Here is a 14,745-nt window from a genome sequence, read left to right as displayed (position 1 = left end):
GCTCGGGACCGCATCACGCTCCTTTCAACTGCTCGCTCACCGTCGATGACAAGGTAAATGCGGGATTGTCTCCCGAACTCTCCGACAAACCCTTCACCACGATGTCGCCCTCCAGGTCGGCGAGACAACCGACACCTGGCACGTCAATACATGCGCGATATCCGACCAGGGCATGGGGCAGGTCACGGTGTCGTTGCACGTCGGGACGAAGCTCCTTCTCGAAAGCTTTGACGTCGTAGCGTCGGCGACCGAGCGTGAGCGACAGTGCATCGGGCATGACGCCGTTGGCATCGGATGCCCAGCCACGAATCCTGACCTTGCCTTCGGATACGGCGAGTTCGTCGACAAATCCGACCATCCCGCCAGAACGGGGTGCACTGGCAACGACGCCCTCGTCGAGCGAGAGATAGAAAGTCTCCGCCCTTTCGACGATCACCTGCTTGGGAACGAACCGGGGTCCCGGACGCTCCCAGTCCAGCACGACAGGCAGATAGCCAGCATCGTGAATCAGTTCACGAAGCTTCGCCTGGTGTTCCGCGGGCACGTACATATCCAAGGCGAAGTCACCGTCACCGGCCTGCTCGAGCCAGAGCGCCACCAGGTCCCCCGCCAGCCCCCTGTCGAACACCCGCTGGATCGTCTGGTCCAGCTGGAACGGGGAGTGGGACTCCTTGATCGCGCGCGTCAGCGCTTCGGACGCCCTTACCTTGGAACCCGCGACCTGCCCGATCAGCAGGTCGCCCGATACATGTGGGATGCCCGCTTTCGGGAACAAGGACCGGGCGATACTCGACTTTCCGAAGGCAGGCGGCTGCATGAGCAGGTACGCCGCAGGGCGTCTGCGCGAAATATGCACAACATGGCGACCCACCGGGTCTCCCGACTGGGACACGCTCGGGCCCATCCATTTCCAAGCGTAATCGACGAGTATTTCCTTCAATTTAGGCATGGTCGGGAACAGGCGATCATCGCTGCCGCGCTTGACCTTCACCCATTCGCTTTTCCTGGACGAGAAGATCCCCAGCTCGACGACCAGTACGCCGTCACGGGAGAGCAAGCCGGCCAGCTCATGGAGCAGCGCCTCCTGGTCCTCGGCGTAATGCAATGCAGACGCCAGCAGGATCACGTCGAAAGGACCTTCCGGCAGCGCGTCCCAACCCCGGGCATGGAACTCGCACTCCGGGAAACGCTCGCGTGCACGGGCAATGTAGCCCGCGGAATGGTCGATGCCTACTACGCGATCCGCACCCTGAGAGCGCGCGAACCCGCAGAAGAACCCTTCGTTGCAGCCCACGTCGAGGAAGCTCCGGCCGGCCAGGTCGGGAAGCGATAGCAACTTCAGCTTTTCCAGCGTCAGCGAGTCCCCGGGTGCGCCCGGAAAAGACTGGTATTGAGCCATCAGGTATTGCCTCTCTCGATCTTCAATGCTGCTTTGCCTTCGTTCGGTTGCGACGTGCGTTGACAAGCTGGGTGGTGAAGCCGGGCGCCACGCGCAGGGGCGCGTCCGCGCGCTCGGGCGCATCGCCACCAAATACCTGGATCGAGTCGCCGAGGTCGCGGACCGATTCGGCACCGGGGATATCGAGGTAGGCATGAAAGCCACAACGATCGTCGGCCAGGCCGAAGTGAGCTGCAACGTCCCGACGCGAGTGATGCTCCACCCGGTCGGCGATGTAGCGCCGTCCATCCACTTCCACGACCACTCCACCGGGCACCGCACCCTCCGAGTTGAGGATCCAGCCCTTGACGACGAAAAGGCCGTCTTCCAGACGGATCGTCTCCGCGCAGCCATACACCTGCGCACCCCCCGCGGCCTCCTCCGCCACTTCGGGAACGACGTTGCGTGCACGGAGTTCGGCCAGCAGTTCGTGATAGTTCTTCAGCGCCGAGGTGATGTCACCCTCGTAAATGATTCGACCCTGCTCCAAGAGGATGCCGCGGTTGCAGATGTTCCGCAAAAGACCCACGCTGTGGCTCGCCAGGACGAGGATCTTCGCCCCACCCACCCGATCTTGCATGCGATCCTTGGCTTTCGCCATGAACTCCGCGTCGCCCGCACCGACCCACTCGTCCATCAGCATGATGTCGTTCTGCACGCTGGTCGAAATCGCGAAGCCCAAGCGCATCTTCTGCCCGGAGGACAGCGTGCGCAAGCGATGCGTCGCCTTCTCGCGAAGCCCCGAAAACTCCAGGATGGGATCCACCTGGTGGCGCAGGAAGGCGGCCTTCAGGCCCATCGCAATACCGCGCAGGTAGATGTTCTCGCGGACGGTCGCCTCGCCACTGAAGCCCAGCGACATGTTCAGCAGTGCCTGGCAGGAGCCGTTGACCTCCAGTGTGCCGCTGGTGGGCTGGTAGACGTTGTTGAGCACCCTCAACAACGTCGACTTGCCCGCTCCGTTGCGACCGAGGATGGCGAGCCGGTCACCTTCGTGCAGTTCAAAGTCGATGTCACTGAGCAGGCGCATCAGCCGTCGCTTCGGTGGATCGAAGGCTGCGCCCATGAACAGGCCCAGCCAGCCGCTGGCCTCTCGCTCACGCTGCAGGAACGCCGGGACGTCCAGGCAGATCCCCTTGGCCTTGATGTACGCGCTCATCGGTCAGATCCAGAGAGGGACGAAGCGTGCGTAGCGCCGGTACAGGAAGGTCGCGGCGACGAGCCCGACGACCGTCATCACCCCCACGTACACCAGCGTGGACAACCCCACCGGCTCGCCGAGGATCGGGGCGCGGAAGATCGTCACCAGGTGGAAGAACGGGTTGAACCGCATGAACTGCCCCCGGAAATTGTCGGCGGGCATCTGCTCCGGGTACCAGATGATCGGCGTCAACAGGAACAGGAAGATGGAAATGTTGCTCACCAGCTGGCCGAGGTCATTGAAGCGGGCGCCTATCAGGGCGAAGATCGTGCCCATCCACAGGCCGTTGATGAAGATCAGGGCCAGCGACAGGGGCGCCAACAGGAGCCCGGTCCAGTGCACGTCGCGGAACATCACCACGGCCACGATGGTGGCCGGCAGGTACATGCACATGTCGAACAGCGCCTTGGCCAGCGACTGCATCAAGTAATCGGTGAGACGCACATGGCCGTCCATGATGAACGATACATTCGAGCTGAAGACACCCGCGCTATTGATCACCGCCGAAATAACCGTCCGGAAAACCATCGCACCCAAGGCAATGTGCGCAGCGAACTGGTAGATGCTACGGCCCTGCATGCCCGCGAAGAACGAACCCAGACCAAAAATGTAGACAATTGACGGCGCAAGCAGCCAAAGGAGGCCGAATCGCGACTTGCGGGCCTTCGCCAGAATTTCCAGCCAACTCGACAGGGCCCAGAATTCCGGACTTCGCCAGCTTGCCGCCAGTTCCAGCCAGAAAGCGCCTCTATACACCGACCGTCCCATGCCCGCGCGGGAATCCACCGCCGCCGGCTCACTCACGCGAGCGCTCCTCGGACATCTCCCACCAAGTCCTCCAACGCCTCCACCCCCACGCTCAACCGCACCAGCGCATCACTGAGTCCCAGCCGTTCGCGCCGCTCCACCGGCACCGACGCGTGGGTCATGATCGCGGGGTGATTGACGAGGCTTTCCACGCCGCCCAGCGATTCGGCGAGCGTGAACAGTTCGGTGCGTTCGCAGAAGCGCTTCGCGGCCTCGGGGCCACCCTTCAGGACGATGCTGATCATGCCGCCGAAGCCGTCCATCTGGCGTCTGGCCAGATCGTGCTGGGGGTGCGATGCAAGGCCGGGGTAGATCACTTTTTCGATGGCCGGGTGGTCCTGCAGCCACTCCGCCAGGGCCATCGCGTTCTCGCAATGGGCCTTCATGCGCAGGTGCAGCGTCTTCAGCCCCCTCAGGGCGAGGAAGCTGTCGAACGGTCCCTGCACCGCGCCGACCGAGTTCTGCAGGAAGGCCATCCGGTCGGCCAGGTCCACGTTGGCGCCAACCACCACCATGCCGCCGACCATGTCGGAGTGGCCGTTGAGGTACTTGGTCGCCGAATGCATGACCAGGTCCGCGCCCTTTTCCAGCGGGCGCTGCAGGATCGGCGAGCAGAAGGTGTTGTCGACGACGACGAGCAGGCCGTGCCGGCGGGCGATCGCGACGATCCGCTCGATGTCCACCAGCTTGAGCATCGGGTTGGTCGGCGTCTCGATCCAGACCATGCGGCTTTCGGGCCGGATTGCGGCCTCGAACGCGGCCTCGTCACTGAGGTCGACCCAGCTGACGTCCAGGCCGGCGGTGCGGCGGCGCACCCGCTCGAACAGGCGGTAGGTGCCGCCGTAGACGTCGTCCATGGCGATGACATGGCTGCCGGCATCCAGCAGTTCCAGCACGGTCGAGGTGGCCGCCATGCCCGAGGCGAAGGCGAAGCCGCGCGTGCCGCCTTCCAGCGCCGCGACGCAGCGCTCGTAGGCGAAGCGCGTCGGGTTGTGGGTGCGCGAATACTCGAAACCCTGGTGGTCACCGGGGCTGGCCTGCGCATAGGTCGACGTCGCGTAGATCGGCGGCATGACCGCGCCGGTGCTCGGGTCCGGCGCCTGTCCGCCGTGGATCGCGAGGGTGCCCAGGCCGGGCCGTCCCGCCCCGCCATCCGGATGTCGTTCTTTCATTGCCTCTGGTTCCATTCCTGGGTCGCACGCACGACTGCGACCGACCGCGGAGTCTAGCATCGCCGGGGCGCCCAACCCCCGTTCAGGTCGCCGCGGCGATGCGTTACTGCACCCGCCTCCGCAGGTAGTTCAGCAGGTCGATCCGGGTGATCAGGCCGACGAAATGCTCGCCGTCCATCACGATGGCCACATGGCCCCGGTCGAAGATCGGGAGCAGCGATTCGATCGGCGCCGATACCGGCACCTTGTCCAGCTTGCTGACCATGGCGGTCGACACCGGGTCGCGGAAGCGGGCTTCGTCACCGTAGACGTGCAGCAGCACGTCGCTCTCGTCGACGATGCCGACGATGGCGTCGCCATCCATGACCGGCAACTGGGACACGTCGTACAGCTTCATGCGCTGCCAGGCCGTCACCAGCAGGTCCGCCGGGCCAACGACGACCGTGTCCCGCTGGGAATAGGGGCGCAGGACCAGGTCGCGCAGGTCGCCGCTCGGGTCACGCTCCAGGAAGCCGTTGTCCAGCATCCAGTAGTCGTTGTACATCTTGGACAGGTACTTGTTGCCGGTGTCGCAGACGAACACCAGCACGTTCTTCGGCGTGGTCTGCTCGCGGCAGTAGCGCAGCGCGGCGGCCACGAGCGTACCGGTCGACGAACCGCCCAGGATGCCCTCCTTCTCGAGCAGCGCGCGGGCAGTCAGGAAGCTTTCGCGGTCGTCGATCGCGTAGGCCTTCGTGACCCGGCTGAAGTCGGAGATCGTCGGCAGGAAATCCTCGCCGATGCCTTCCACCATCCAGCTCGCGGACTTTTCCGACAGCGTGCCGCGGTTGACGTATTCCTCGAGGATCGAACCGACCGGATCGGCGAGGATCAGCTCGGTGCCCGGGGACTGCGTGGCGAAGCACTTCGAGAGGCCGCTCATGGTGCCCGAGCTGCCGCAGCCGAACACGATCGCGTCCAGGCCACCGGCTTCGGCCATCTGCGCGAGGATCTCGGGGCCGGTGCCGTGCTCGTGCGCGGCCGGATTGTCCGGGTTGCCGAACTGGTTGATGAAGTAGGCGCCCGGCGTTTCGCGGGCGATCCGCTCGGCCATGTCCTGGTAATAGTCCGGGTGGCCCTTGGCGACGTCCGAGCGGGTGAGGAGCACCTGCGCGCCCATGGCCTTCAGGTTGAAGATCTTCTCCCGGCTCATCTTGTCGGGGACCACCAGCAGCAGCCTGTAGCCCTTCTGCTGGGCGACCAGCGCCAGGCCGATGCCGGTATTGCCGGCGGTGCCCTCGACCAGGACGTCGCCGGGCTTGATGTCGCCGCGGGCCTCGGCGGCCTCGATCATCTTCAGACCGATGCGGTCCTTGATCGACCCTCCCGGGTTCTGCGATTCGAGCTTGAAGTAGAGCTGGCAGGGCCCGGTGTCGAGATGCTGGGCCTTGACGATCGGCGTCTGGCCGATCAGGTCGAGTACGGAAGCGTGGATGGGCATGGGGTGCGATTTCCGGGTCCGGGCGCTGCCTCGGGGGCGGCGGGCACCGGGATTCTAACCGGCGCACCGTGCAGGGGCCGATCAAACAACACAGGCAATGGAGAAGGGGTCCGGCCCGCCGCCGCGGCTGTCGGACGACAGCCGCGGCGGCTCCGGGTTCGCGTGCGGCGGGCACCGACGAGGAAAAGCCCGCCGCGGCGAAGGGAAACGTCAGTGTCGATGCTCGGCGTCGTAGAGCCGCAGCAGGCGATCCTTGGCCGCGAGTTTCTCGCGCTTCATCTGGCCCAGCGTTACGTCGTCGATGGGCAGGACGCCCAGCTCGGCATCGTTCACCTTCTTGTCGAGCAGCCGATGGCGCTGGTAAAGCTGCTTGAACTCGGGGTTGGCCTTCATCATGGCATCGATTTCGGGCTGGGGCTGTTCTTCAAACATGTGGAAACCTCCTTACAGCAGGTGAGGGAAGTCCGGCCCAGCGGCCGGGCTGCAGAAGGGCCCGCAAATGCAGAACGCCCCGGCCAGCGGGCCGAGGCGTTCGAAATGCAGGTCGCTCGCGGGACGGACCCGGGGACGCGGCACCAGGTGCTTCCCGCCCTTGCGCACCCCCATCGCCACCCTGTCGGGGACGACGAAAGCAGGTGGCAGGAGCGGATGCGTCATCGGATCAGGCTCATCGCCAGACGGAAACCAACCGGCTGGAACTCAGACCCTACTCCTCCCGTCCCGACCCGGCAAGGTGGCCGCCCGCTGCGGGCGACGAGCGGTTCAGGGGCCTTGCGCGGCCCTGAATCGTCTCGACCAGAGCTCGCCAAGCTATTGATTCAATTCACTTTACGATGACTTCCACGCGGCGATTGCGGGCCTGGCCGTCGGCCGATGCGTTGTCCGCCACCGGCTGCGCATCCCCCAGCCCCTGGACCTGGAGGCGGGCCGGATCGACCCCACCGGCGACCAGTGCATCGGCCACGACCTGTGCGCGACGCAGCGACAGGGCCTCGTTCGCGGAGGGGTCGCCCTGATTGTCGGTGTGCCCCTCGACGCGGACCCGCGCGCGGCCGCCGTCGGCCTGCAGGTAGGTGGCCAACGCCCGCGCGCTGACTTCCGCGGCGGGCGTCAGGGCGGCCCGCCCGGTGGCGAAGGCTTCGCCGGACAACGTGAACACTTCGCCGCGGCGATCGTGCCGGGACGGCGGGAGGCTGCCGCCGGCCATCAGTTCGGCCTCCTGGCGAGCCAGTTCGGCCTCGCGCTTGCGGGCCGCTTCCAACCGGGCCGCCTCGACGCCCGCAACGCCCTGCAGTGCGTTCTCGACGTCAGCCATCGCCGCCTCGCCGGCCTCGGTCTGCTGGCGCAGGCGCGCCGCTTCCTCGGCCTGGATCTGCGCCTGGATGCGAAGGCGCTCGGCCTCCGCACGCGCCTGCTCGGCGTCGCGGCGGCTGGCCTCGACCAGCAACGCGCTGCGACGTGCATCAAGCTCGACCAGTTCGTCCTGGAGGGTCTGGTTGCGGGCCGCGAGCTCGGCGATGCTCACCCGGCGCTCGGCGACGTAGCGGGCCGCTTCGCGATTGCGGCTGGAGGCCGCGTCGAGCGCCTCCAGGGCCTGCCGCGCCTGCAGGCGCTCATACGCGCCGCGGGTGGCGAGTTCGGGGTCGGCTTCGAGCCGGTCGAGGCGCTGCTGGAGCGTGGGCGCGGACGTCTCCTGCGCGGGGACGGGGGCGGCCCACGGAGCCGCCAGCAGCAGGCTGAACAGGACTCCACGCGCGCTCATCGGCCACCCTCCTGGTCCAGGCGTTGCTGCAGTTGGGTGATCTCGGCACGCCGCTGCGCGACCTGCGCGTCCAGCTGGGCCGCCCGGCTGCGGGCATGCGCCAGGTCGGCATCGGCGTCCGCCGCCAGGGCCAGGTTGCGGGCGTCGTCGTCACGGCCGGCCGTCATGGCCGCCTGGGCACGGCTGAGGGCCTCGCGGGCGCTGGCCAGGTCCTGCGCGGCGTACTGCTCGGCATCGGCGTCGGACGCGCGGGCGATGGCCTGCTGGGCCTCGGCCAGTTCGGCCGTGGGCGGCGGCAGGCTGGCACAGGCGGAAAGCCCGGAAGCGAGAACTGCGGCCACTAGAGCGCCACGGATTTGTGCGAAGCTTGGGATCATTGGGGAGGCCATGCGGTTGCGAAATCGCCGGGCCATTGTCTGAAGCCGGTGGCCCGCTTGCAACGGCCCGCCATCGCAAAGCAGTAGAAAAGGGGTTGAGGCATGGACATCGGCTATTTCCTGAAGCTGATGACGGAGAAGAACGCGTCGGACATGTTCCTGACGACGGGCGCACCGGTCTACATCAAGGTCGAAGGCAAACTGTACCCGCTCGGCAACACGGGGCTGCCCCCGGGCATGGTCAAGAAGATCGCCTACTCGCTGATGGACGAGGGCCAGGTGCCCACGTTCGAACGCGACCTCGAGCTGAACATGGCGATCGCGCTGCCCGACGCCGGGCGCTTCCGCATCAACGTGTTCAAGCAGCGCGGCGAAGTCGGCATGGTGATCCGTGCGATCCGCAGCGTGATCCCCAGCATCGAAGAGCTGCAGCTGCCGCCGGTGCTGAAGAACATCATCATGGCGCCGCGCGGGCTGGTGCTGATCGTCGGTTCGACCGGCTCGGGCAAGTCGACCACGCTGGCCTCGATGATCGACTACCGGAACAGCAACACGTCCGGGCACATCCTCACCATCGAGGACCCGATCGAGTACCTGCACAAGCACAAGAAGTCGATCGTGAACCAGCGTGAGGTCGGCCTGGACACCCACGCCTTCCACAACGCGCTGAAGAACGCGATGCGCGAGGCGCCGGACGTGATCCTGATCGGCGAGATCCTCGACGCCGCGACGATGGAGGCGGCGATCGCCTTCGCCGAGACCGGCCACCTGTGTTTGGCGACGCTGCACTCGAACAACGCCGACCAGACGCTGGAACGCATCCTGAACTTCTTCAACGAGTCGGCGCACAAGAACGTGCTGATGAACCTGGCGCTCAACCTCAAGGCGGTGGTCAGCCAGCGCCTGGTGATCGGCGCGGACGGGCGACGCCTGCCCGCCGCCGAGGTGCTGATCAACACGCCGCACATCCGCGACCTGATGCGCCGCGGCCAGGTGCACGAGATCAAGCAGGCGATGGAAGAGACGCTGGAGGAAGGCATGGAGAGCTTCGACCAGTGCCTGTTCCGCCTGGTGAAGGAAGGCAAGGTCGAAATGGAGGAGGCGCTCAAGGCGGCGGATTCGCGCGACGGCCTCGCCCTGAAGTTCCGCTTGTCCGAGGGCGCGGGCAGCGAGCACGACCCCTACGCGGACATGTACAACACCGAGTCGCACTGAGGCCCCCGGTACGCACGCACGGGCCGCCTCGCGGGTGGCCCCTGCCCGCGGGGTGCGCCGTTGGAGGCGCTGCACCGGGCGAGGCTGGACATTACGCTGGATGCGCGATCAGGTGCCCGCCGCGGGGGCGTCGGGCTGGTTCTCCGGACGCGCGGCATCGAAGGCCGGCAAGGCCAGGCATGCCTGCTCGATGCGCTCGATCGTGGGATACGGCGCCATGTCGACCTTGAAGCGACGGGCATTGTAGACCTGAGGCACCAGGCAACAGTCGGCGAGGCCCGGCGACTCCCCTTCGCAGAAGCGCCCGGTGGACGGATGGTCGACGAGCATCGCCTCGATGGCGCGGAAACCCTCGTCCACCCAGTGCCGGACCCAGGCATCCCGCCCCTCGGCATCCACCTCCAGCACCCGCTCCAGGTGCTGCAGCACCCGCAGGTTGTTCAGGGGGTGCACCTCGCACGCCACGGCCTGGGCCAGGGCGCGCACCCGCGCCCGGTCACGGGCGTCGAAGGGCAGCAGCGACGGCGACGGCCAGGCGTCCTCCAGGTACTCGAGGATGGCCATCGACTGCCGGAACGTGCGGCTCCCGTGCTTCAGCACGGGCACCAGTCCCTGCGGGTTGGCGTTGCGGAAGGCGGGCTGGTGCTGCTCGCCACCGTCCCGCACCAGGTGAACGGGGACGGTGTCGTAGGAGAGCCCCTTGAGGTTCAGTCCGATGCGCACGCGGTACGCAGCGCTGGAACGCCAGTAGGAGTACAACTGCAGTCGCTCGGTCATGCGTTCTCTTCCGTACGGCTCGCTGGGCGGGACGCCACGCCCAGCTTATCGCACGCGTCGAACGGACGGCGGCGCGGCCCGCCGCACCACCGCCCTGCCGCCCCGTGCGTTCCGGCCCTTCAGGGCCGTTCGATGCGCTGCTCGATGGCCCCGAAGATGCTGGCACCGTCCGCATCGAGCATCTCGATGCGCACCGTGTCGCCGAACTTCATGAAGGGCGTCCGTGGCTTCCCATGCTCCAGGGTTTCCACCGTACGACGCTCGGCGAAGCACGACGCGCCCAGGGAGGTGTCCTCGTTGGCCACGGTGCCGGATCCGACGATGGTCCCGGCCGAAAGGGGCCGCGTCTTCGCGGCATGCGCGACCAGCTGGGCGAAGTCGAACTGCATGTCGACGCCGGCTTCCGGTGCGCCGAACCACTCCCCGTTGATGTGGGTGAGCATCGGACGATGCAGCTTGCTGCCCTGCCAGGCATCGCCGAGTTCGTCGGGGGTGACGAACACCGGGCTGAGCGCCGAGCGCGGCTTCGACTGCAGGAACCCGAACCCCTTGCCCAGCTCGGCGGGGATCAGGTTGCGCAGGCTGACGTCGTTGACCAGGCCAATGAGCTGGATGTGGCCGGCGGCCGCCTCGGGTTCCACCGCCATCGGCACGTCGTCGGTGATCACCACCACCTCGGCCTCGAGGTCGATGCCGTACTCCTCGCTCGGCACCTTGACCGGGTCACGGGGACCGTAGAACCCCGCGCTCACCGCCTGGTACATCAGCGGGTCGGTGTAAAAGGTCTCGGGTACCTCGGCGCCGCGGGCGCGCCGGACGCGCTCCACGTGAGGCAGGTAGGCACTGCCATCCACGAACTCGTAGGCCCGCGGCAACGGCGCGGCCAGCGCCGAGGTTTCGAGCGGGAACGAAGCATCCGCCGTCCCTGCGTTGAGTGCATCCGACAAGGCATTGAGGCGCGGCGCGACGTTGGACCAGTCCTCCAGGGCACGCTGCAGGGTGTCGGCAATGCCGGTGGCGCGCACGGCGCGGGCAAGGTCGCGCGAAACGACGATCAGGGTGCCGTCGCGGCCACCCTCTTTCAGACTTCCCAGCTTCATCGAGGCTCCTTCATGATGGGGGCAGGCGGGCCGGCACGGGTAGGCCGGAAATGGTTTCAATTGTAACCTGATGGGCCGGAGCCCGTGCCCACGGATGTGACCGACGGCCGGGTTTCATCCCATACGCAACGGTCCGGATGCGTATGGATGCTACCCTCCTCGCGGCGACGACAGAAGGATCTGCCATGCTACCCCCCTTGCATGCGCCCATGGAGGCGTTCGCAACCCTATCCCGGTGCACTTCTTCCTCGGAACTCGGCCAGCGCGTTGGCGAACTCGCGGCCGCGTATGGGGTGCAGTATTGGCTGTACGCGGTGGACCTGCCGCTGGTGAACGACCGCCGTGAACAGTTCACCCTCGGCGGTTACCCGGAAGGCTGGGTCAACCACTACCTCGCCTGCGACTACCTGCGCATCGATCCCATCGTGGCGCACTGCCACGACCATGCCACCCCATTGAACTGGGCACGCGCAAGCGAGGAACTGGCGCGCGGACAGGATCCCCGGACCCGACGGGTGCGGCAGATGTTCGGCGAAGCGGCTGAATTCGGCCTGGGCGCGGGCATCAGCATCCCCCTGCACGGGCCGGGCGCCGGCTGGGGGCTGATGTCATTCGCGGCGCACGCCTGGCTCGCGCCCCGACTGGCCGCCCATACCGCCGAGCTGCACCTGCTTGCCCACTTCGTCCATGAGCAGGCGCGGCGCTACTGCCGCGCAACGCCGGCGTCCCGCCAGCCCAACGACGTCCCCCGCCTCACCCGCCGCGAGCGTGAAGCCCTCTACTGGGCGTCCGCCGGCAAGACGAGCTGGGAAATCGGCCAGCTGCTCGGGATCAGCGAGCGCACGGTCATTTTCCATATGCAGAACGCCAGCCAGAAGCTGGGCGTCTCGGGGCGGCAAGCCGCGGTGGCGCGCGCCGTCGCCATGGGACTGATCGCCGCTCACTGATATCGGCACCCTGTCGAAAGTGACAGCTGCGTGGGATGGCAGCCTGCGCTTCCCTGTGCGTCCCGATCGACATGGAGGCCGCCGGGATGCCGACCCTGACCCTTGCCCGTCGCAGCGAAGCCCGCCTGCCTGCGACATTGGTGGATGGCATGCATCGGCTGCGCGCCGACGTATTCCATCGTCGGCTCGGCTGGGAGGTCCGCGTGCATGCGGGGCGGGAGATCGACGCGTTCGACAGGCTCGACCCGCACTACCTGGTGGCGCACGAAGGCCCGGTCGCACTCGGGTGCGCCCGCCTGCTCCCCACGACGGGGCCGAACATGCTGCGGGACGTGTTCCCCCGTCTCATCGGCGCCGGAACGATGCCGCGCAGCCCCTCGGTCTGGGAGGTAAGCCGTTTCGCGGTTGCGCGCACTGCCGGCGGGCGGCATCCCCGGTTTGGCCCGCTGCCTGCGTCCATGGTGGCCGAGCTGCTGCATTTTTCGCACGCCCGGGGTGCCACGTCGGTGGTCGGCGCAACCAGTACGGCATTCGAGCGCCTGCTGCGTGGCCTCGCCCTCGAGGTCAGGCGCCTGGGTCCGACCTGCCGCATTGGCAACGTCACGAGCCTGGCCTTCGAACTGCCCTTGCACGCGTGCAACATGGCGCGCCTCGCGGCCCATCGCAGGCCGCCCGAACTGGCCCGCGCGGCCTGAACCTCGCAGTGCTCAGGCGGGGACCGGTGCCTCCCCAGGCGACGCGCCGGTCGGGGCCAACGTGCGTCGCAGCATCGCCGCAGTACCGTCCCAAAGCCGGTGGCGGGCCACCAGCGCCTGCTCGGCGGATTCACGCGCCACCGCCAGGCCGTCCGGATGTCGCGCCAACAGCCGCCCGATCATCCGGGCCGCGGCAGGCCCGTGCTCGTCCGCATCCAGCTCGATATGACGCTCGAGGTAGTAGACGAAGCCGGGCGCCGCCGACACATTCAGGCTCCACCGGTCGAGCAATCCCTGGAACATGCCCGGGATCACGTTCTCACGCCCGTACAGGAAGCTCGCCATCACCTGCAGCGTCGTGCCGCCATGGGCGGTCGCCAGGGTGTCCCGCACGAAAGCCCGGACGAAATCGGGCACGTCGATCCGATCCAGCGCGGCATCGCAGTCCACACCGTCGCGCAGCAGCGCCAGGAAGCCGTCGAACATGCGCGTGGAGGCACCCACGTCGGCCATGGCCTCGAGATAGAGGTCCATGTGGCTCGCGGCGACCCCGTTCCGGTCGATGTCGCTTTCCTCCGCCAGCACGATGTCGTTGATCAGGCGTGCGCTGGCGGCATCCGCGGGCGGCATCCACGGCAAGGTCACGCAGGTCAGGTCGCGTTGCAGGCGCTTGACCAGGGTCATGAAATCCCACACCGCGAACACGTGCACCTGCATGAACGCACGCAACGCGTGGATGTCGCGCAACTCCGCGAACACTGGGTGGCATTCCAGCCCCTGCCTCAGGGCCAGGATGCGTTCCGTGGGGACCGCATCCAGCTGCCCGTCCGTGACATTCGTGTTGACGTCCATGTCGCTCCTCGCCTCTGCAGTGGGTGGCCGCCGGCCGGGCCGGCAGCTCAGATGGGTTGGTAAAGCGGGTACAGGCTGCTTTCCTCTCGATCGATGCGCTGCGTCAGCAACGCCCCGACGGTGTTGTAGTCAGCCACGAATTCGTTGCGGGTCTGCACGTCGAAGCGTGCGACCTGGTACTTCTTCACGAAGTCCACGACGCCGCGCGCGATGCTGTTCATCTCGCGACGGAAGCTGCGGATCAGCATCGTGTTCTCCGCATCGTGTTCGAGCGTGCTTTCCACGTAGTTGTAGAACCGCACGTTCTCGGCGATCAGATGGGCCTCGAGCCGTGTCTTGAAGGACAGCAGGAGCATCGGCACGTCGGCGTACTCGTCCAGCTTGGCGCACTGTCCGATCTCCTTGAACAAGGTCACCAGCTCGCAATGGTCCTTCTCAAGGGACTCGACCAGCGACGGGTCGTAGCTGATCTGGCGCGGTGGCCGCGACGTCGGAATGTCGATCTCGATCCGGCGGTGCGTGGCACCCGGACGGTGGCGGACGGGCTGCCCGCCCATGAGCCTGCGCATGAACCCCAACACGATGCTTCCCCTTTGGTCGAATGCCATCCCCGTGGCGATCGGCACGTTAGCGTCATCGCCTTCACGCCGAAACCTGAAAGGGGTTACAGGCTGACGAGTGCCGCGAAACGTCGGGAAAGCCCGCTGCGGCAGGCATCTCAGGGGTACAGGACCGCGCGCCCATACCGGCAATAGCCGACAGGGTGCCCAAAAACGAAACGCCCGCCATGAAGGCGGGCGTTTCGTTCGATTTGGCAGCCCCGGATGGATTCGAACCACCGAATGCCTGAGTCAGAGTCAGGTGCCTTACCGCTTGGCGACGGGGCTATGGGATCGATTATACCGCAGAAGCTTCGAAGTGG

The 14,745-nt window shown here is 66.7% G+C and carries 15 protein-coding genes and 1 tRNA gene; 3 read left to right on the top strand and 13 right to left on the bottom strand.

Annotated features, from left to right (window positions below; all coding sequences use genetic code 11):
• Positions 1–13: 13 nt before the first annotated feature.
• The 8 genes from H4F99_RS05560 to H4F99_RS05525 all read right to left on the bottom strand — a co-directional run bounded on the left by H4F99_RS05560 (position 14) and on the right by H4F99_RS05525 (position 8,201).
• Positions 14–1,399 carry a class I SAM-dependent methyltransferase gene (locus H4F99_RS05560; RefSeq protein ID WP_182668733.1) on the bottom strand — a complete coding sequence of 462 codons (1,386 nt, stop codon included), beginning with the start codon at positions 1,397–1,399 and terminating at the stop codon, positions 14–16.
• 22 nt (positions 1,400–1,421) lie between these two features.
• The gene (locus tag H4F99_RS05555; protein ID WP_182668732.1) at positions 1,422–2,597 is read right to left on the bottom strand and encodes an ABC transporter ATP-binding protein; all 1,176 of its coding nucleotides are present in this window, start codon (positions 2,595–2,597) and stop codon (positions 1,422–1,424) included.
• Between the two features lie 3 nt (positions 2,598–2,600).
• Positions 2,601–3,443 (bottom strand): ABC transporter permease, encoded by an 843-nt coding sequence (locus tag H4F99_RS05550; RefSeq protein WP_182668731.1) that lies wholly within the window; start codon positions 3,441–3,443, stop codon positions 2,601–2,603.
• Positions 3,440–4,618 carry a cystathionine gamma-synthase gene (locus H4F99_RS05545; RefSeq protein ID WP_182668730.1) on the bottom strand — a complete coding sequence of 393 codons (1,179 nt, stop codon included), beginning with the start codon at positions 4,616–4,618 and terminating at the stop codon, positions 3,440–3,442. Before H4F99_RS05545 ends, H4F99_RS05550 begins: the two co-directional genes overlap by 4 nt.
• 103 nt (positions 4,619–4,721) lie before the next feature.
• Positions 4,722–6,098, bottom strand: coding sequence for a pyridoxal-phosphate dependent enzyme (locus H4F99_RS05540; RefSeq protein WP_182668729.1), 1,377 nt, complete (start codon positions 6,096–6,098; stop codon positions 4,722–4,724).
• A gap of 210 nt (positions 6,099–6,308) precedes the next feature.
• Positions 6,309–6,530 carry an HP1242/YdcH family protein gene (locus tag H4F99_RS05535; protein WP_182668728.1) on the bottom strand — a complete coding sequence of 74 codons (222 nt, stop codon included), beginning with the start codon at positions 6,528–6,530 and terminating at the stop codon, positions 6,309–6,311.
• A 391-nt stretch (positions 6,531–6,921) separates the two neighbouring features.
• Positions 6,922–7,860: an OmpA family protein gene (locus H4F99_RS05530; RefSeq protein WP_182668727.1), complete on the bottom strand. Its 939-nt coding sequence runs from the start codon at positions 7,858–7,860 to the stop codon at positions 6,922–6,924.
• Positions 7,857–8,201, bottom strand: a complete 345-nt coding sequence (locus H4F99_RS05525; RefSeq protein ID WP_343064143.1) for a DUF4398 domain-containing protein — start codon at positions 8,199–8,201, stop codon at positions 7,857–7,859. Before H4F99_RS05525 ends, H4F99_RS05530 begins: the two co-directional genes overlap by 4 nt.
• Before the next feature lie 138 nt (positions 8,202–8,339).
• Here H4F99_RS05525 and H4F99_RS05520 point away from each other — a divergent pair, with 138 nt between their 5' ends.
• Positions 8,340–9,452, top strand: coding sequence for a PilT/PilU family type 4a pilus ATPase (locus tag H4F99_RS05520; RefSeq protein WP_182668725.1), 1,113 nt, complete (start codon positions 8,340–8,342; stop codon positions 9,450–9,452).
• Positions 9,453–9,560: 108 nt separating this feature from the next.
• Here H4F99_RS05520 and maiA read toward each other — a convergent pair whose 3' ends face one another.
• Positions 9,561–10,229, bottom strand: coding sequence for a maleylacetoacetate isomerase (gene maiA, locus H4F99_RS05515; RefSeq protein WP_182668724.1), 669 nt, complete (start codon positions 10,227–10,229; stop codon positions 9,561–9,563).
• A gap of 119 nt (positions 10,230–10,348) precedes the next feature.
• The gene (locus tag H4F99_RS05510) at positions 10,349–11,329 is read right to left on the bottom strand and encodes a fumarylacetoacetate hydrolase family protein (protein ID WP_182668723.1); all 981 of its coding nucleotides are present in this window, start codon (positions 11,327–11,329) and stop codon (positions 10,349–10,351) included.
• A 185-nt stretch (positions 11,330–11,514) separates the two neighbouring features.
• Here H4F99_RS05510 and H4F99_RS05505 point away from each other — a divergent pair, with 185 nt between their 5' ends.
• Positions 11,515–12,276 carry a helix-turn-helix transcriptional regulator gene (locus tag H4F99_RS05505; protein ID WP_182668722.1) on the top strand — a complete coding sequence of 254 codons (762 nt, stop codon included), beginning with the start codon at positions 11,515–11,517 and terminating at the stop codon, positions 12,274–12,276.
• Positions 12,277–12,362: 86 nt separating this feature from the next.
• Entirely contained in the window at positions 12,363–12,971 is a 609-nt protein-coding gene (locus tag H4F99_RS05500; RefSeq protein ID WP_182668721.1) for an acyl-homoserine-lactone synthase, read from the top strand.
• A gap of 12 nt (positions 12,972–12,983) precedes the next feature.
• Here the strand turns inward: H4F99_RS05500 and H4F99_RS05495 are convergent, their stop codons facing one another.
• From H4F99_RS05495 to H4F99_RS05485, 3 genes are all read right to left on the bottom strand, one after another.
• Positions 12,984–13,823, bottom strand: coding sequence for a DUF3050 domain-containing protein (locus tag H4F99_RS05495; protein ID WP_182668720.1), 840 nt, complete (start codon positions 13,821–13,823; stop codon positions 12,984–12,986).
• Between the two features lie 47 nt (positions 13,824–13,870).
• Complete coding sequence (locus H4F99_RS05490; protein ID WP_182668719.1) at positions 13,871–14,392, bottom strand: hemerythrin domain-containing protein; 522 nt, start codon at positions 14,390–14,392, stop codon at positions 13,871–13,873.
• Positions 14,393–14,635: 243 nt separating this feature from the next.
• Positions 14,636–14,710 (bottom strand) — tRNA-Gln (locus H4F99_RS05485).
• Positions 14,711–14,745: the final 35 nt, after the last annotated feature.

This window comes from Marilutibacter penaei, from assembly GCF_014145395.1.
GTDB classification, from domain to species: Bacteria; Pseudomonadota; Gammaproteobacteria; order Xanthomonadales; family Xanthomonadaceae; genus Marilutibacter; species Marilutibacter penaei.
The sequence above is the reverse complement of the archived record's forward strand: the minus strand, read 5'-3'. Positions and strand labels throughout refer to the sequence as shown.